Here is an 18228-nt window from a genome sequence, read left to right as displayed (position 1 = left end):
GGTTGACAATGGCAAAATGATGGCTATTATGAAAGTCACATTAACAAACATGAAGTTGTGATTAGAACAAGTAAGCTGATCCTGATCAACAGAGAGCGTCTATTGCTGAAAAGACGCGATTAGCCAGCTGAACACACATCTATGAACTTGACGGCTGAACTAAGTAAGCTGTCACGCATCCGTTGCGTTATCACTGCTGCCAACTGCTGTTCGCAATTGCTGACAGTTACTTGGCAGGTGAGGTTTAGGTCGCAAGAGCTAAACAAAATTGAGGTGGTACCGCGGTCAAAAATCGCCCTCGGAAACGTTTTTTCGTTTTCGAGGGCGATTTTTTTAGGCGCGACCAGGAGCGCATAGGTTTCTGCGACTGCGAGCGCGTTATCGCGAGCACCAAGCCAAACTTCATGTCAACGAAAGGAGCTAACTCATGTCAAATCGGCATCTGCCTATTGGCACACGCGACGAATTCGGGCCGCGGGCCATTCGCAAAGAGAATCTCATTCAAACCATTAGTCAACAATTCATTCAAGCCGGGTTCGAGCGGGTCAAAACCCCATTGTTGGAATATCGAGATGTGTTTAAACCGTTAGCTGTCAGTGGCGAACAACCTTATCAAATGCTCGATGATGCTGGCGAATCAGTGGTTATGCGGCCTGATCTGACTTTACCGCTTGCGAGATTGCTTAGTACCACGAGTATCGTGCCGCCAGTGCAATGGTGGTATGTCGGCGACATTTTTCGAGTTAAGAAAAGTCTAAGCGGTACTTATAACCAGATCACCCAAGCAGGCATTGAGCTTATTGGGTATCGCTCCCTCAAAGCCGAGTGGGCATGTCTCAGCGAAGCAGGAAAAATTTGTCGCACGCTAGGATTGACACATCTCACGTTAGAGTTATCTGATGCCCAGTTCGTTCCGCAAATCTTACGAACGCTTCAACTGAATGATGCCGCGGCTGATGCATTTCAAACCGCTTTCTTTACTAAAGAGCTAAGCACCTATCAAGACCTGATTGCGCCGCTTGCTACAAACCCGCTTTATCCATTTCTTCAACAGTGGCCATGGCTTTTTGGCGATAGCGAAACGATCTTTGCCGAATTGAAACGGTTATTGCCGTCGAATGTGATTACGGATCGCTTAGCCCCACTTCAACAAACGGTGGCCTTTCTCAAAGACCAATTTCCGGAATTGCGCGTGACGATCGATCTCACCAGCCGGCCACCACAATCTTATTACACCGGCATCTTCTTCCATGCTTACGTTGATGGCGGTCACCAATATCTTTTTAGCGGCGGTCGCTATGACAAATTGCTGGCAAGTTTTCAACAAGAATTGTTGCCAGCGGTTGGCTTAGCTTTTGACATTGATGCCGTGACTGATCAATTGCCGAATGCGCCTGACCAGCCCCTCACATTTGTCTATGGCCTGCCATCGCAATGGCAAGCCGCAGCAGCGATGGTTGCCACCACCCCGAATGCAAGACTGTGTCTGGTCGATACTTTGGCAGAGGCTCAAGCTGCAGCGACAAAACAGCATGCTAACTTGATTGATCTTTCCCCAAAGGAGGCGATCCTATGACACTCACCATTGCGCTCACTAAGGGGCGAACTGAAACGCAAGTCTTACCCTTACTCGCGGCTGCCGGGATTCACTGTGAGGCCATTCAAGCCAAAAGCAGACGGTTGATTTTTGCCGATGATCCGAATTTTCACTTTATTTTGGTTAAAGCCCCGGATGTGCTGACCTATCTCAATCATGGCACCGTCGATATTGGGATTGTCGGTTCGGATATTCTGGCTGAGCAAGGGCATCGCCAGTTTGACATGTTGGATCTCAACACTGGTCGTTGCCGCTTCATTCTTGCTTCAACCGCAGACTTTGATCCAAAGCAGACGAAACGTAAACTCATCGCGACCAAGTACCCGCACATTGCACAACAGTATTTTCAAAAGCAAGGCGAGGACGTTGAAATCATCAAAATTGAAGGGTCTGTCGAATTAGCACCACTCACTGGTATGGCCGATGCCATCGTTGATATCACCGAAACTGGCACGACCTTACGCGAAAACCACCTCAAAGTGTTCGCCGAACTCGCGCCTGTCTCGACACATCTCGTTGTCAATCGCTTGGCCCTGAAACAAAAACGCACAGAGATTTATCAGCTTATTCAATCTTTACAAAAAGTTCGCCCTCAGGAGGCATCGTTATGAAAATTTTAACCGGCACGTTAAGCCAGCTTAAGCAACAAGTCGACATTCGGCGCACCGCCGTTGCCCAAAATACAGATGTACAAACGATTGTTCAGGCGATCATCGCGAAAGTCAAAGCAGAAGGTGACTCAGCTTTGCGTACTTATAGCAATAAGCTCGATCACGTTACCGTTAATGACTTTCAGGTTGACCAAGCGCTCATCGATGCCGCGCCCGCACAACTGCCGGCAAAACTATTGAAAGCTTTGCAGTTAGCGAAGGCCAATATCACAAGTTATCATCAAAATGAAATCGAACGCGGTTTCGTCGATACGCCAAACCCTGGCATCATTCGTGGACAAAAAATCACCCCGTTGGCTGCAGTCGGCCTCTATGTTCCCGGCGGCACAGCTGCTTATCCGTCCACCATTTTGATGACCGCTATCCCCGCTAAATTGGCCGGTGTCAAAAAGATTGTGATGGTGACACCGCCGCAGCCAGGCGGCCTTAATCCAGTTGTACTAGCAGCGGCTAGCCTCGCTGGCGTAGACGCTATATATCAAGTCGGTGGCGCCCAGGCAATTGCTGCTTTAGCTTATGGCACCGAAAGCATCCCCCGCGTTGATAAAATCATGGGCCCAGGCAATCGCTATGTTGCGGAAGCTAAAAAGCAGGTTTTTGGCAACGTTGCTATTGATATGATCGCTGGTCCTTCAGAAATCGGCATCATTGCCGACGAGTCAGCCGATCCGATTCGATTAGCTGCCGATCTTTTATCACAAGCCGAACATGACCCCAATGCGCGCGCGATGATGGTAACCCCAAGTGAAAAACTGGCTTCGGCAGTCAGCGAACAGATCGATATTCAGTTGCCAACCTTACCTCGAGAATCGATCGCGCGAGCAGCAATTGAAAATCAAGGATTCATTGCGATTGTAGCAACCATAAACGATGCCTTTTCATTGATGAATACAATTGCACCCGAGCACTTAGAAGTTCAGTTGCCTGATCCGATCACGTATCTAGCTCAGATTCAAAATGCCGGATCCGTTTTTCTTGGTCAAAATGCTGCTGAGCCGGTCGGTGATTATGTCGCGGGACCCAATCACGTTTTGCCTACCGCCGGATCAGCACGGTTTTTCTCACCACTGGGGGTCTATGACTTCGTTAAGCGTACCCAGTTCATTCAGTACAGCTCAGAAGCACTAGCAAGTCAGGCAGACGCAATCGTCACGTTGGCACAAGCAGAAGGGCTAGATGGCCACGCTGAAGCCATCATCAAACGTGTCCCTGCCGCAAAGGAGGTTTAACTTATGCGTACAGCTACCATTACCCGAACTACCAAGGAAACAACGATTACGATCAGTCTCAACCTTGATCAGCAAAGTGGCATTCAAATTGCTACTGGCATCGGTTTTTTTGATCACATGCTGGATGCATTTGCTAAACATGGTCGATTTGGCTTAACTGTCGATGCGCAAGGTGATTTGGATGTTGATCCGCACCACACCATTGAGGATACCGGCATCGTGTTAGGTGAATGTTTTAAGCAGGCGCTTGGCGATAAAGCCGGGATTGAGCGTTTCGGCAGTGCTTTTGTGCCAATGGATGAAAGTCTGGCGCGAGCGGTTGTCGATCTTTCTGGACGCGCGTACCTCGTTTTTGATGCCGAATTAACCAATCAGCGATTAGGCGGCTTTGATACGGAAGTCACAGAAGATTTCTTCCAGGCGGTTGCCTTTGCTGGTGAATTCAACCTGCATGCCAGCGTTCTGTATGGCCGCAATACCCATCATAAAATTGAGGCCTTATTCAAAGCACTGGGTCGTAGTTTACGGGCTGCAGTCGCCATTAATCCTGAAGTGCAAGGCATTCCCTCAACAAAGGGTGTGATTTGAATGATTGTGATTGTTGATTACGATACAGGCAACACCCGCAATGTTAAAAAAGCACTTGATTATCTGGGGGTCAACAATCAACTCTCAGCCGACCCCGCGATTATCATGGCTGCTTCCGGTTTGATTTTGCCGGGTGTCGGCGCTTTTAAAGAGGCGATGAAAGCCTTAAATCAACGACAACTGGTGCCTGTCATTCAAGCGTTTGCTGCTACTGGCAAGCCGTTGTTGGGTATCTGTTTAGGGATGCAGTTGCTATTTGATCGCAGCTTCGAGTTCGGCGAAACTGCCGGTCTTGGCCTCATTCCCGGCGAAGTCGTTGCCATCCCGACTGACTCGGGATTAGCCGTCCCGCACATGGGTTGGAACACCAACAACCTCACGCAACCCGATTTATTTGCTGCGGTGTTTGCCGATCAAGCAACTTATTTTGTCCATTCCTTCTATGCAACAACGCTGCCACAATTTACGCTGGCAACCACTGATTATGGACAACCTCTGACTAGCATTGTTCGTCGCAATAATGTACTTGGGACCCAGTTTCACCCAGAAAAAAGTGGCGCGATTGGCCTAGCCGGCTTGAAAAAGTTCAAGGAGATGACCGAAGATGAAGCTCTATCCCGCGATTGATTTGCTCAATGGCAAAAGCGTTCGCCTCACGCAAGGTGATTACGACCAAGTGAGTTTAACTGAAGACCCGCTCTATCAGGCACAGCGGCTGACAGATGCCGGATTTGCCCATTTGCATCTCGTTGATCTTGACGGCGCACGGGCACAACGTCCGATCAATCGAAGGGTCATCACGCGCATTCGTGAACAAACCTCGGCTTTTATTGAACTTGGTGGCGGCATTCGAACACTGGCTGCCATGGAAATTTATCTTACGATAGGCATTGACCGGCTTATTTTAGGATCGGCAGCTGTTTCCGATCCTGATTTGGTCGAACAAGCGATTGCGAGATTCGGGTCTAATCGAATTGCGGTCGGCATTGATACCCGCGCCGGGAAAGTGGCGACAAACGGTTGGTTAACCACCAGCCAGCAGACGGCCAACGCCCTTCTAAACGCCATGCGACAACGCGGCGTCACCACATTTATCGTGACCGATATTGCCAAAGATGGGATGATGCAAGGCCCGAATGCCCAGTTACTTGCGGACTTGCAACAGGCGATGCCCCAAGCCACGATCATCGCCAGTGGCGGCGTCAGTTCATTAGCTGACTTACGCCGCTTGCAAACCGCTGGCATTCAAGCAGCCATCATCGGCAAAGCATGGCAAACAGGTGCTATTGAATTAGCAATGCTCAAACAAATGGAGGGTTAAGATGCTGACAAAACGCATTATCCCATGTCTAGATGTAGATCACGGTCGGGTCAAAAAAGGCATCAATTTTGTGCAGTTAAAAGACGTCGGCGATCCTGTCGCTATTGCTAAGGCTTATCAAGAGCAAGGCGCAGATGAACTGGTCTTCTTAGATATTACCGCGACCAACGAAGCGCGCGGCACCTTGGTTCAAACGGTCGAAGCAGTGGCCAATCAAGTCTTTATGCCGCTGACAGTTGGCGGCGGCATTCAATCGGTCGCGGATATGCACGCTTTGTTGCGAGCAGGTGCGGACAAAGTCTCATTAAACTCAGCCGCAGTCGCCGATCCAAGTTTGCTCACAGCCGGTGCCGAAAAATTTGGTCGCCAAGCGATTGTTGCCGCGATTGATACACGTTGGCAAGCTGATCAAAATCGCTATCAGGTCACGGTTAACGGTGGCCGAACGCCAGTCGATCTCGATGCGATCACTTGGGCGAAACAAGCAGTTGCCGCAGGAGCAGGTGAATTACTCGTCACTTCGATGGATGCGGATGGCACTGAAAGTGGCTTTGATTTGCGATTGTATCAACAACTCACTGCCGCTGTTCAAGTTCCGATCATTGCGAGTGGCGGCGCCGGTTCGACAACAGACTTTGTCCAGTTGTTTACGCAAACCACGGTATCGGCTGGCTTGGCAGCATCTATTTTTCACTTCGGCGAATTAACTGTCCCGCAAGTGAAAACCGCTTTAAAACAAGCAAAGGTGGCGGTTCGATGATCATACTTGACTGGGAAAAAGCCAATGGCCTGATCACCACAGTCGTTCAGGATGCAACCACCAAACAGGTGTTGATGGTCGCTTATATGAATCAAGAAAGTTTGGCAAAAACGATGGCAACTGGTGAAACTTGGTTCTGGTCGCGTAGTCGCAAAACATTGTGGCATAAAGGCGCCACCAGTGGCAACATTCAAACGGTTAAAACAATTGCAGTTGACTGCGATGCGGACACCTTGCTCGTCACCGTTGATCCCGCCGGCCCAGCATGCCATACCGGCCACATCAGCTGTTTTTATCGTCATTATCCGGAAGGGAAGGATCTTACATGACCCAAGCAAAGCAAAGTATTCCAGCTCTATATGATTTCATCAAAGAACGGCAAGCAAATCCAGTTGCCGGTTCGTACACGGATTATCTTTTCACCAAAGGACTCGATAAAATTTTAAAAAAAGTCGGTGAAGAAAGCACAGAAGTGATTGTCGCCGCCAAAAATCCAGATGATCCGGCGTTTATCCTTGAAGTGGCCGACCTCACTTATCACGTCCTGGTTCTTATGGTTGAACGCGGTATCACGGTTGATCAAATTGCCACCGAATTGGCTAGTCGCGAAGGAAAGAAGAGCCGACTGCAAGAACGGTCAAAAATCGAGAAATATTAATGCCTTGAAGAGGGCATCGTTAATAGACAAAGCGTGAACAGGCTAGTTCTGAGCCAGCAAACGCTTTTAAGGAGGACGCCAACATGCTAAAACATACCGTCACTCATTTACAACCTTACATCCCCGAAAAACCCTTGGCAGATTTGGCGCAAGAACGCGCATTGCCGCATATTGTTAGAATGTCAGCAAACGAAAATCCTTTTGGCACTAGTGACAAGGTACAAACAGCAATCAAAAACTGGGACTTCACCCAAAGCCGTGACTATCCTGATGGCAATGCTAGCCGTTTACGATCAGCGGTCGCAGCTGAACTGGGCGTCACTGAAAGCCAACTTGTATTTGGTAATGGTTTGGATGAAATCATTGAGCTCATTGCCCGTACTTTTTTAGAGGCTGGGGATGAAGTGGTTGAGCCGTGGCCAACTTTCTCCGAATATCAGTTGCATGCCCAGATTGAAGGCGCCAAGGTTGTTAACGTACCGGTACAAGCGACGACCGGAGCATTTGATCTCGAGGCGCTGGCTCAGGCAATTACCCCCAAAACCAAACTGCTTTGGCTTTGCAATCCTAATAATCCGACAGGCACCTTGCTGTCACTGACTGAGCTAGAACAGTTCTTACAGCAAGTGCCACCAAGTGTTTTGGTTCTGATTGATGAAGCCTACATTGAATTTACAGACGATTATCCGGCTACCAGCGCACTCAAATTGTTACCAAGCTTTGCTAATCTGGTTGTCTTGAGAACTTTCTCAAAAATATACGGCTTAGCCAATTTTCGAGTCGGCTTCGCCGTTGTGCCTGAGCAACTGGCAGCGACCATGCAAACCGTCCGCCTGCCATATAATCTGAGCAGTGTGGCCCAACTAGCAGCTTTCACTGCCCTTGGCGACCAAACATTTGTCCAGACAACCCGTGGACAGGTTCGGCAAGCACGGGAGGACTGGGAACGGTTTTTAACGAAGGCTGGTCTGCCACATTATCAAAGTCAAACGAACTTCCAATTTTTTCAGGCACCGCAAAAGCAAGCGACCGCTTTGAAGGAACAGCTCTTGAATCACGGCTTTTTGGTTCGTGATGGCTTAAAGCCGGGATGGTTACGGATCACTTTTGGTACCACAGCGCAAAATATAGCCGTACAACAAATCATGACTGCGTTTCAGCAAGCAAAAAAATAACGACAACGAACCCGATCTGACCCTTTCAAGCATGTGCATCACCACCAGGGGATCAAATGCTTATTGACCTACCAATTTTTTCAATGCTGCTATTAAGCGCATCGTTGCGGTCACGAGATGACATTAGCGACAACTAATCATGGACTAAGCAGAAAATGTCACCGCTTCCATTTTCCACATAAAACCTATACCATTTTGAAAAACAGCTAGGAAAGCGCCCACATTTGGCGTATTCTGAAGATGTCCAAAAAATCTAAGAGGTGAATTTGATGTTGGAAAACAATAATTTTGATGAAGTTGTCCTTAAACGCCACACCGCCCGTGAATTTGATCCGGAAATCACCATTAGTAAAGGCGAGTTGTTACAAATGATTACTTATGCGACAAAAGCGCCCAGTGCCTTGAATATGCAGCCAACGCGGTTTGTCGTCGCACAAAGCAATGCGGCCAAGGAAAAAATCGCCGCAGTTGCTGGCACCAATGCACCGGAAATTTTATCCGCGTCCGCTGTGGTACTTATTGGTGGCGAAACCGACTTGGGACCATTTGAGGAGGATCTCTTCAAACGAGCGGAAGCGGCTGGTTTATTGACTGATCGTGCGATTGAGCATCAAAAACCAATGATTGAAAATCTTGTTGCCACCTTTAAAGAAAACCAACAAGCATTACGCGAATTTATTATTCAAAACAGTAGTCTTGCGGCAATGTCGTTCATGTTGGCTGCCCGCGCCTATGGCTATGAAACAGGAGCCATGACAGGTTTCGATCACGAAAAAATTATTCCGGCACTTGATTTGGATCCGAATCATTTCTTGCCGACATTGCTGATTGCTGTTGGTAAACCAAAGAGTGCACCGGACTCACTGTATCGGATTCCAGCAAGCAAAATCACTGTTTTCAAATAAAGTGCTACAACATTGCGCAACTCAAAGATGATCGCCGTCAACGATTTCAGCATCAAGTGGGTGCGTGCGTCATCACAAACTATTTTGCTGGACGTTGCCATGATTACCAAAAAGGCCGCTTGTTTACGCGGCCTTTTTGGTATCGTCAACGATAGTCATTGCTTTTTAGTTTGAGAAATGCCACAGCGAAACGAGTTTTCACAAGAAGGAGTTGGGTTGATTGCCCTATACCATTAAAATTAATACACCGTTAAGTGTTCAACAGGTCCATGATTTGTATCAGCAAACACATTTCAATAAACCGATCAACGATCCGACCCGCTTGCAGACGATGATTGACGAAACACCCCTTGTTTTGAGCATGTGGGATGGCGCAAAGTTGATTGGCTTTGCGCGGTGTCTGACGGATTTTGAATATTGCTGTTACCTAAGTGATCTTTTAATTTTACCTGCCTATGAAGGTCATCACCTTGGGCGTCAGCTCATGACAACTTTGCAAGCTTATATCGGGCCGCGGGTCACGCTGTCATTGAAGGCAGCAGATTCGGCGATCGGCTTCTATGAACGCATCGGATTGCTAAAAGCCGATAACATGTTTCGAATTGGCAGGGAGGGATAACCATGATTAAAATTGCAACTAATCACGCCATTACCGCTGACCAATTCATTCATGTCCTAACAGCATCGGGCATCAACCGACCGACTGAGGATCGCGGCCGCATGCAACGCATGCTCAACAATGCCAACGTTTTATTAACAGCGTGGGACGATGAACAGTTAATCGGCGTTTTACGCGGCGTGTCAGATCGCTCCTATTGTACATTTGTGTCAGAATTAGCTGTAACGAAGGATTATCAACATCAAGGCATTGCCACCAAGTTACTTCTCCAATTACGGACAATGCAGGGGCCAAATGTCTCGATCATGCTGTTATCAGCGCCTAGTGCCATGACCTTTTATCCAAAAGTCGGCTTTGAAACGGTGCCAACTGGGTTTAAGGTTCAACGCCGGTATTAATCGGCCGACTGAGGATGTGCATCACGGGCAGCGACCATATAAAAAAGAATGATTGGCCGTCTTTAGGAAATTCATTCTTTTTTTCTTGTCTATAATCTAATAGGGCTTAAGGATCGTCATGGCAAGGCAGAGCCGTCGTAGGCCAGATATAGCTAAAAATGTCGACGTTTGGCACCGATCTTGTTTTGAATTTTGGCCCATTAGCGCTGCTAGCGGCAACTAAAGAACAGAATGGCTTACCACGAAAGTTTGCGCAGCCGGTGCCAGAACCAGTAAGCAACACCAATGAGCAACAAGCCAGTGACCACAAAAATGCGGCCAATTGGCACCTGATCTGCCAGTGGTCCATAGACCAACATCGCTAATGGATAAATTCCTGTCGATAGGATGGCCCAAAGCGAAAATACACGACCTAACTTATCAGCAGGGACATTTTCCTGAAGATAAATGGTTTGACCGGCTTGAATCAATGGGTAAAAGATTCCGGAAACAAACATAAACAGTAAATAGAAACTAAAGGATTGCGGCAGTCCCATCTCGGCAAAGGCAAGACCACTGCCGGCAAACCCGATGGCAATCAAGCCAAGTTGATCGCGAAAATGTTTGTGACGGGCGATATAAAGGCCGCCAAGTCCCGCGCCAATGGTCCAAAACCACTCATTAAACGTCAAATGCCAAACTTCTGATCCAAATGTCCGATTAACATACAATGTTGATAATTGTGATGAAGGGGCAACGAGGATAAACGCCAACCCAGTAAATAGCATGAAGGCCAGCAAAATCGGTGTTCGTCTGACATATTGCAACCCGGCGAGAATCCCATCGGCGCGTTTGGCTGCTCGATCATGACTGGCACTCGGTGTTGGTACGTGCACCACACTCAAAAACAGGATGGCCAACGCGGCAGATAAGGCGTCTACCACAAAAATCCAAAAAATCCCAAGGTCACTTAAAATATAACCAGCCAACAGCGGCGACATCACGAGCATGGCCGCCATCAGGATTTGATTGTAACCATTTACCCGCGTGAGATGCTTGGCAGGGACCAGTTGTGGCAACAAGGCATTCGCTGCGGGATTTTCTAAACCGTTGCCAAAACTACGAATCACAGCAATCACGAGCAGTAGCCAAAGATCTTGCGTCATAAAAGCAAAGATAGACGCAACTAATAATGTCAGTAAGGTGACAACAGCCGCCGAGAGCACAATTAACATTTTACGATTATAGCGATCGGCCAACACGCCAGCCGTGAGCGAGATTAAAATCGCTGGCAACGCGGTCGCCAGCGAGACATAGGTCATCCATGCCCCTGACGACGTTTTTAGCGCAATATCCCACAACACAGCATAGAACACGGTCGAACTGCCAAAAACAAATAAATTTTGACTGAGAAGAAACGCTGCTGTTTGCGCTTGCCAACCTAGATTTTTATGTGACACTCTCAACACCCGAAATCAGTTAGAATAGAAACTGTCCTTAGTGTAAATCAAAGTGATGTAAAAACCTATGATCTAGCCCAGACGAACTATTAGCACGTTTGAATGGCAGTTTCTGACTCACAAAACAAGTTGAAGATACCCAAGGGGATGTATACGAGATGGCACAGAAAATTTTTATTGTCGAAGATGACGCGGTGATTGCCAAAACGATTAGTGATTACTTAAATCGCTGGGCGTTTGCCGTTGACACGGTCACCAAGTTTGACCAAGTTGACGCGGAAATCTCAGCTGCGGCACCAGACTTAGTCATCATGGACATCAGTCTGCCATATTTTAATGGCTTTCACTGGCTAAGTGAGTTACGCAAACATAGTAAGGTACCGGTCATCTTTTTAACAAGTTCTGGGGATGATATGAACCTTGTCATGGCGATGAACTTAGGAGCCGATGACTTTCTGGCTAAGCCGATTGAATTGCCGGTGTTGCTGGCGAAAATTCAAGGGATGCTGCGGCGCACTTATCAATATCAGCAAATCGACACCAATTTATCGCACGGCGCCTTTACGCTCGTGCCGACCGATAATCAGCTAAAAACGGCTAAGCAGGTTGTTGCTCTGACACCGACTGAGACAAAATTGCTGAGTCTTTTGTTCAGCGCTGATGGCGAGGTGGTGTCGCGCGAAGCGATGATCGAAAAGCTTTGGGAAGGCGACGATTTCATTGATCGCAATGCTTTAGCCGTGAACATGAACCGTCTGCGCAAGAAAGTCACTTCAATTGGTTTGGCGCAACTAATCGAAACAGTGAAGGGTAAAGGGTACCGGTTGGCAAGTGAGGGGACAAAGCCATGATGAAAGCTTATTGCCGCTCGCGTTGGGCAATTTGGTTATTGCTAGCGACCTTACTGGCAACAGGTTTTTTGGCAAGCTGGTTGTTGGCCAACTCCTTTGAGATTGTCCTGAATATGTGGTTTTTTGCGACAGCGCCACTGGCAGTGATTGTGAGCATTGATTATTGGCGTTTTCGCCGTGAATGGCGGCAACTGCAAGACGATCATCCAATTGATCCTGTGCAGATCACTGATCCATTAAGCCTGGCTTATTATCAAAAAATCCAAACGCTGACGCAAAAGCTGCGCACAACCAGAGATACTGCCCACGAACAAGAACAAGAAACGCTCGACACGCTGCAGCTATGGACACATCAAATCAAAACGCCGCTGACCGCGTTAGATCTTCTATTGCAAGTCGAACCTGTTAACGCCAAAGATGCCCGACTTGAAATCAGCAAAATCGATCGGTATCTTGCGGTCATGTTGAACTATCTGAAGTTGACAACATTAAATACCGATCTTGTTTTAACTGAACTACCACTCAAACCGTTAGTCAATGAGACCGTTCGTGACTTGGCGAAGCTGTTTATCGCCAAGGACCTGACCGTGACTGTGGGGCCATTGCCAACTGTTATTAGTGACAGTCAATGGCTGCATTTTATTTTTGAACAATTGCTAACCAATGCCATTAAATATACCCCGCACGGTTCAATTAAGATTTATGCCAAAGGGGATGCTGTCATGGTGGCCGACACCGGTATCGGGATTTTGGCCGAAGATTTACCGCGGATTTTTGAACAAGGTTATTCCGGCTACAACGGCCGCGCAAATCAGAAAGCTAGCGGTTTGGGGCTATTTTTGAGCAAACAAATCGCTGAAAAGCTTGGCCTGACGCTAACTGTCACCTCAGAAATTGGGCAAGGCAGCACATTTGCCATTCATTTTCCCCAAACGCGGTGGCAAGTGGAGTAAGCTACCTTACCAGCTTGTAAGCAACTACGAGTCACTGTAAGTAGGCATGGGGCATCATCCCCGCTAAGCTAATAAATGAAAGGGGACGATCACATGTCAACATTACTTAAATTAAAAAATATCGAAAAAACTTATACCAGTCGCGGGGCTCAGCCGGTGCGTGCCTTGACGAACATCAGTTTCACTGTTGAAGCCGGTGAATTTGTGGCAATTATGGGTGAATCAGGTTCTGGCAAAAGCACCTTGCTAAATCTGATTGCAACGCTGGACGATCCAACCGGCGGCGATATTAGTCTAAACGGACAGGATCTGAGCAACGTCAAGGAAGGTGCCCGGGCTAAGTTTCGTCGAGAACACCTCGGTTTCATCTTTCAGGATTTCGATTTGCTTGACACCTTCAATGTTCAAGACAACATCTTTCTCCCATTAGTCCTTGCCAAGAAGCCCCTCGAAATTATGAGAAATCGGCTAACTAAGCTCGCACCACGACTAGGCATTGATGCCTTGCTGAAAAAATATCCTTACGAGCTTTCCGGCGGCCAGCAACAGCGCGTGGCGGCAGCACGCGCGATGATCACCGAGCCAGAAATTTTGTTGGCTGATGAACCCACTGGCGCCTTGGATTCCAAAACTTCTACAGAACTGCTTGATCTGCTCACAGATGTGAATGCCGAAAACCGGCAAACGATCCTCATGGTAACGCACAGTGCTGTGGCGGCCAGTCACAGCCGACGAGTATTATTTATTCGCGACGGTCAAATTTTTCATCAACTTTATCGTGGGGATCTCGATCAACCAGCCTTTCTAACCCGTATCAGCGAGACGATGACCGCCATGCTGACAAAGGCAGGCGATGGACAATGAAATTCTACTTTAAGCTCGCTGCAAGTAACTTGAAAGCCGATCGCCGCCTGTTTGTTCCGTTTGTCACCACCACTAGCTTCCTGATGGCCGTCAACCTAATCATGCTGAATGCTTACGCCAGTAGTGATGTCTTGTTTAAAAAGCTGGGGGCAGCCGCTGGCAAGTCACTGTTCATGTTCGGCACAGATGTCATCGTGATTATCTCTGTGATTCTCGCCATCTATGCAAACAATTTTCTGCGCAAACAGCGTATTCGTCAGTTAGGACTTTACAACATCATCGGGTTTGGCAAAGGTGAACTCGGCAAAATGATGGCAGTGGAGAAACTGCTGCTGTTACTAACCACTTTACTGTTCGGTGGTATTCTCGGTACCGTCCTTTCCCGCATCAGCTACCTTGCGCTCGCCAAAATGCTCAAAGTTGACCACAATCTTGACTTTGGGTTAAGCCAGCAAGCCTTCAGTATCGCCGGGATCATTACCATCGGCTTATTCGTTGTTTTGCTGTTAGTTGATGAACTTTGGCTCATTCGCAAACGGCCAATCGAAATCGTGCGAGCACAACGAGCAGGTGAGCGGGAGCCCAAGACAAAGTGGGTGACGTTAATTGTTAGCCTTATCGCCTTAATTGCCGGCTACTATATCGCGGTCACGACAACTAATCCACTACAAGCAATGAGTATGTTTTTTGTTGCCGTGATCTTAGTCATCTGCGGCACTTATGGACTGTTCACCGCCGGATCGGTCTTCGTCTTAAAATGGTTGCGAAACCGCAAAAATTACTATTACAAACCCAAGCATTTTATCAATGTAGCTAATTTACTCTATCGTATGCAACAAAACGGCGCTGGCCTTGCATCTATTGCCATTTTGGTGACGATGACCTTGATTACGCTCGCCAGCACGGCCACGTTGTTCTTCGGTATCAATGAAGTCGTCAATACGAATACGCCAGTTGATTTGTCATATGTTCTCAAGGCAAACGACACCACTGCACCCGGCAAGGTGGCACGGATGGCCAGCGCGAATCATGTCATCATCAAGTCGCAACACACTTTTGTTGGACCGTCCAGTACGATGGCTTTACTTAATGGCAATCGTCTTGAATCGCAGGCCAATGTCAATGGTCCGTTCAGTATGGGCAATGCGCGCTCGGTGCAATTGATGACCATTGAGAGCTACAACCGCTTTACCGGGCATCATGCCCGCGTTAAGTCAGGGGAAGTGTTGATCTATACATCCAAAAATTTTCCTAGCAAGACCATTCGCATTGGTCAAAAGACTTACAGGATCGGAAAGCGTGCAGGTAGCTTTCCAAATGCACAAGCGACTTTTATCCCCAATCTTTTTATTGCCTTTCCTGAAGAGAAGCAAATGATCGACGCCATGCAGCATCTGAGAAATGCACGCTATCAAAACGCGGCTGAGGCGCAAGCTGATATCACCACAAGTCAAGATGTGATGTTGCAAGGAAGCCATGCCAATCAGCTTAAGCTCTATGAAGCGGTGGTCAAGAGTCGTATCGCTGAATCGGCCTCAGTTCAATCGAAAGCCGTGAATTACGATGAGACCATGAGTATCATGGGCAGCTTTCTCTTCCTCGGCATCATTTTCGGCGTCACCTTCATTTTGGCAACCTTATTGATCTTGTATTATAAACAGTTATCTGAAGGCTATGCCGATGCCCGCCGCTACACGATCTTACAACGCGTCGGCTTAAGCTTGCGAGAAGTGCGCGCAACCATCAACAGCCAGTTACTAATGCTGTTTTATCTGCCATTACTCGTGGCAGGGATTCATGTCGGATTTGCATTGCCATTCATTCAACGCATCATGATATTGTTTGGCTTACCAAATTGGCAGTTCTTCCTGACTGTCTCACTCATCACACTTGGTATCTTCGCGATCATCTATGTCCTCATGTACAAGCTCACCGGTAACGTGTACTATCGCATCGTCTCGCGTCGCCAAGCTACCAGTCGCAGCTAACGAAAAAAGCGTCGAAACGCCAGTAAAAATACTGTCGCTCGACGCTTTTTTAGTTGAAGCCAGCAATTAAGCTGGCTGCAATGCCTTGATTTCATCAATGATCTTCAACAGCGTTTGCTCAGCTGTTTGATAGTCCGCCATTTTATCGGCAAACTGCTCGTCAAAACCAGCCAACCCGCCAGCAGCAAAGGCATACTCATAGGCATACACCGCTTCATAGGCGGCCGCAAACCGCTTTAGCAAATCATGATATTGTTCGCCGCCAAGTTGCAGCGCCATCTGAATCACACGAAAGTCCGTATACGCCATCTCAAATTGAACTGCCCATGCCCGCATAAAATCATGTCGGGCCTGAATATGCAGGAAATGATGCTCCGTTGTCCATGCTAATCGGTTCACTGAATCTTTAACATCTAACACAATCAATCCCACCTTCCCGTTTCGATCTGACTCGATTATAGGCTGGTCTGGCGAAATAAGCTTTCAAAAGACTCGATGATCAACTTCAGTAACCATCCCTCGTCAATTAAGCTTGGTCATGCCCGCGATCAGTTGCTTTTGCGGCCGTTTCAGAAACCTCACGCAAGGCTTCTTTACCGCTTTTATCACTGAGATTGATATACAGATCTGTCGCACTTGTGGTCGTCTGCCCGAGCTGATCCGCAACCTGCTGTACATCCTTGGTGACCGTATAAATATTGGTTCCCAAAGTGTGCCGGGCCTTATGTGGTGTTGATGGCCGACCATAATCGGTTGTATAACGCTTGAAAAAGGCTTCGATTGTATTTTGGCGAATCCGATTGATTTTTTGGCCGACAACTGTCACAAACAGGGGAGAAGTCGGCTTTTGATAACCGATAATAGCCGCTCGCTGCGTTAAGTAAGCCTGAACATACGGATCAATCCAGTCTGCAAAATTGACGCGATCCTGAAAGTTGCCTTTGCGAACAACTTGGACCGTATGCCGATCCATGTTCAAATCTTCCAGATTCATATTCACCAATTCGCTGACTCGAACCCCTGAGCCAAACAGTAAGGCAATCATGGCCAAGTTGCGCAGTTTTGTCGCCTCAAAATAGCGCCGCGGCTTGGCTGGCAGTTGTTGCGCATAACTTTGATCCAACCACTGTAAAAACTTAGCATCTTCACCGTCCACAAACAGCATTTCCTGTAGCTTGTGGTTTCGGTAACTCGCAGTTTCAGTGTGGGTTTTAAGTTTTACCTTGTTCCAGACATTCCGATAGAAATAAGGTTCGCCATCTGCATGGGGTTCACTTTCCTCCGTCAAAAATCGATAAAGCGCCTTGATCCCGACTAAGCGCAAAGCGACACTGCGACGCGTCATTCGCTTGTTGTGGTGCGTCTTGGAAGGCCGTTCAAGCAAATACGCCATAAATGCCTGGGCATCACGCAACGACAAATGTTCTAACACGGTCAGCAGGACGGTTTGCGGTGAGGAAGCGGCCGTCACACCACTGTTAATCAGCCAGTTCAGAAACTCTTGATAAAAATGTAAATACTGATAAAGCGTCGAATCGGCGATCGGGATCGCTTTTTGGCTCTGATAATAGTCCTGAATGTAATCCGGCAGGGCAGGTAGCATTGTATGAATTAATTTCGAATAATTTTGTGTCGACACAGATTTCACCTCGAACATATGTTTTCTTTTAGATAATGTTAGTATACGCGAAAACAACTGTCCTTGGCGAGGGCTAGTGTTGATGAAAAATGAACGGTGGTGCTGGTTCAGCCATTGTTCTGCCATGTGAAGCAGAATTGAATAAAGTTTTAGCTTTATCCAAAGGTGAGCAAAGATGTCAGCAAACGCCTGTTGTTGGTCAGACAAATTTTAGCTGGCATAATTCTGGCATGAATTCGGCTATTAAATGAGTTCACTTCGGTCAATCATTCAGCAAATTTATTTTGGCCATTGGTCAACAAAATAAATTTGCTGAATGTTACGTGACCCTCAATTGTTGTTGAGTCAATTTCAAACTACACAACTCAAAAAATCATCAAGCAACTCGAAGCCGGCTAACTGACGAGAATCTCACAATATCATGAAGCTTGAATTGATATGCATTTTTCTGGTTTTGGCTGGCATGACATTTTCAATCAAACAAATGCATGCAACTCAGCGCAAACGCAACAACCCAAGTCATAATTGATTGCCTTGGTAAAAAATGCAATCGCCACCACCAACATCACGTCC

At 47.4% G+C, this 18228-nt stretch carries 20 protein-coding genes and 1 other annotated feature; of the genes, 17 read left to right on the top strand and 3 right to left on the bottom strand.

Annotated elements, in window-relative coordinates; translation table 11 throughout:
- Positions 1 to 48 precede the first annotated feature (48 nt).
- Positions 49 to 303: a binding site (T-box leader), on the top strand.
- 124 nt (positions 304 to 427) lie between these two features.
- The 13 genes from AC07KQ_RS07170 (at position 428) to AC07KQ_RS07110 (ending at position 9921) form a co-directional block, all read left to right on the top strand.
- On the top strand, positions 428 to 1576 hold the full coding sequence (locus AC07KQ_RS07170; RefSeq protein WP_016387821.1) for an ATP phosphoribosyltransferase regulatory subunit: 1149 nt from the start codon (positions 428 to 430) through the stop codon (positions 1574 to 1576).
- A complete protein-coding gene (gene hisG, locus AC07KQ_RS07165; RefSeq protein ID WP_003575083.1) occupies positions 1573 to 2208 on the top strand; it encodes an ATP phosphoribosyltransferase in 636 nt (211 codons plus the stop codon). Before AC07KQ_RS07170 ends, hisG begins: the two co-directional genes overlap by 4 nt.
- The gene (hisD, locus tag AC07KQ_RS07160; protein ID WP_016387822.1) at positions 2205 to 3497 is read left to right on the top strand and encodes a histidinol dehydrogenase; all 1293 of its coding nucleotides are present in this window, start codon (positions 2205 to 2207) and stop codon (positions 3495 to 3497) included. The genes hisG and hisD overlap by 4 nt, the downstream gene beginning before the upstream one ends.
- 3 nt (positions 3498 to 3500) lie before the next feature.
- Complete coding sequence (gene hisB, locus AC07KQ_RS07155) at positions 3501 to 4085, top strand: imidazoleglycerol-phosphate dehydratase HisB (RefSeq protein ID WP_003565474.1); 585 nt, start codon at positions 3501 to 3503, stop codon at positions 4083 to 4085.
- Positions 4086 to 4712 (top strand): imidazole glycerol phosphate synthase subunit HisH, encoded by a 627-nt coding sequence (hisH, locus tag AC07KQ_RS07150; RefSeq protein ID WP_003565472.1) that lies wholly within the window; start codon positions 4086 to 4088, stop codon positions 4710 to 4712. It begins immediately after the preceding gene.
- A complete protein-coding gene (hisA, locus tag AC07KQ_RS07145) occupies positions 4690 to 5406 on the top strand; it encodes a 1-(5-phosphoribosyl)-5-[(5-phosphoribosylamino)methylideneamino]imidazole-4-carboxamide isomerase (RefSeq protein WP_003575077.1) in 717 nt (238 codons plus the stop codon). Before hisH ends, hisA begins: the two co-directional genes overlap by 23 nt.
- 1 nt (position 5407) lies before the next feature.
- Positions 5408 to 6166 (top strand): imidazole glycerol phosphate synthase subunit HisF, encoded by a 759-nt coding sequence (gene hisF, locus AC07KQ_RS07140; RefSeq protein WP_003575075.1) that lies wholly within the window; start codon positions 5408 to 5410, stop codon positions 6164 to 6166.
- Entirely contained in the window at positions 6163 to 6495 is a 333-nt protein-coding gene (gene hisI / locus AC07KQ_RS07135; protein WP_003575073.1) for a phosphoribosyl-AMP cyclohydrolase, read from the top strand. Before hisF ends, hisI begins: the two co-directional genes overlap by 4 nt.
- Entirely contained in the window at positions 6492 to 6824 is a 333-nt protein-coding gene (hisE, locus tag AC07KQ_RS07130; RefSeq protein ID WP_003565462.1) for a phosphoribosyl-ATP diphosphatase, read from the top strand. Before hisI ends, hisE begins: the two co-directional genes overlap by 4 nt.
- 83 nt (positions 6825 to 6907) lie before the next feature.
- The gene (hisC, locus tag AC07KQ_RS07125) at positions 6908 to 7999 is read left to right on the top strand and encodes a histidinol-phosphate transaminase (RefSeq protein ID WP_016368850.1); all 1092 of its coding nucleotides are present in this window, start codon (positions 6908 to 6910) and stop codon (positions 7997 to 7999) included.
- 269 nt (positions 8000 to 8268) lie between these two features.
- Entirely contained in the window at positions 8269 to 8904 is a 636-nt protein-coding gene (locus tag AC07KQ_RS07120; RefSeq protein ID WP_003565458.1) for a nitroreductase family protein, read from the top strand.
- 220 nt (positions 8905 to 9124) lie between these two features.
- Positions 9125 to 9523, top strand: coding sequence for a GNAT family N-acetyltransferase (locus AC07KQ_RS07115; RefSeq protein ID WP_003575067.1), 399 nt, complete (start codon positions 9125 to 9127; stop codon positions 9521 to 9523).
- A 2-nt stretch (positions 9524 to 9525) separates the two neighbouring features.
- Entirely contained in the window at positions 9526 to 9921 is a 396-nt protein-coding gene (locus tag AC07KQ_RS07110; protein ID WP_003575065.1) for a GNAT family N-acetyltransferase, read from the top strand.
- 236 nt (positions 9922 to 10157) lie between these two features.
- On the opposite strand, the gene AC07KQ_RS07105 is transcribed toward AC07KQ_RS07110, so the two are convergent.
- Positions 10158 to 11360: an MFS transporter gene (locus AC07KQ_RS07105; RefSeq protein ID WP_003565453.1), complete on the bottom strand. Its 1203-nt coding sequence runs from the start codon at positions 11358 to 11360 to the stop codon at positions 10158 to 10160.
- 158 nt (positions 11361 to 11518) lie between these two features.
- Between AC07KQ_RS07105 and AC07KQ_RS07100 the strand changes: the two genes are divergently transcribed.
- From AC07KQ_RS07100 to AC07KQ_RS07085, 4 genes are all read left to right on the top strand, one after another.
- Entirely contained in the window at positions 11519 to 12211 is a 693-nt protein-coding gene (locus AC07KQ_RS07100; protein ID WP_003575063.1) for a response regulator transcription factor, read from the top strand.
- Positions 12208 to 13164: a sensor histidine kinase gene (locus AC07KQ_RS07095; protein ID WP_003575061.1), complete on the top strand. Its 957-nt coding sequence runs from the start codon at positions 12208 to 12210 to the stop codon at positions 13162 to 13164. The genes AC07KQ_RS07100 and AC07KQ_RS07095 overlap by 4 nt, the downstream gene beginning before the upstream one ends.
- A gap of 93 nt (positions 13165 to 13257) precedes the next feature.
- On the top strand, positions 13258 to 14028 hold the full coding sequence (locus AC07KQ_RS07090; protein ID WP_003584392.1) for an ABC transporter ATP-binding protein: 771 nt from the start codon (positions 13258 to 13260) through the stop codon (positions 14026 to 14028).
- Complete coding sequence (locus AC07KQ_RS07085) at positions 14025 to 16016, top strand: FtsX-like permease family protein (RefSeq protein ID WP_003575058.1); 1992 nt, start codon at positions 14025 to 14027, stop codon at positions 16014 to 16016. Before AC07KQ_RS07090 ends, AC07KQ_RS07085 begins: the two co-directional genes overlap by 4 nt.
- Positions 16017 to 16082: 66 nt before the next feature.
- On the opposite strand, the gene AC07KQ_RS07080 is transcribed toward AC07KQ_RS07085, so the two are convergent.
- Together AC07KQ_RS07080 and xerS are read right to left on the bottom strand one after the other, a co-directional pair.
- Positions 16083 to 16436 carry a hypothetical protein gene (locus tag AC07KQ_RS07080; protein WP_003565443.1) on the bottom strand — a complete coding sequence of 118 codons (354 nt, stop codon included), beginning with the start codon at positions 16434 to 16436 and terminating at the stop codon, positions 16083 to 16085.
- 106 nt (positions 16437 to 16542) lie between these two features.
- Complete coding sequence (gene xerS / locus AC07KQ_RS07075; RefSeq protein ID WP_003575053.1) at positions 16543 to 17655, bottom strand: tyrosine recombinase XerS; 1113 nt, start codon at positions 17653 to 17655, stop codon at positions 16543 to 16545.
- Between the last annotated feature and the right edge of the window lie 573 nt (positions 17656 to 18228).

Source organism: Lacticaseibacillus sp. YLM2-1, assembly GCF_056583465.1.
Note: the sequence above shows the minus strand (reverse complement) of the source record. Positions and strands in the feature narration are given on the sequence as shown.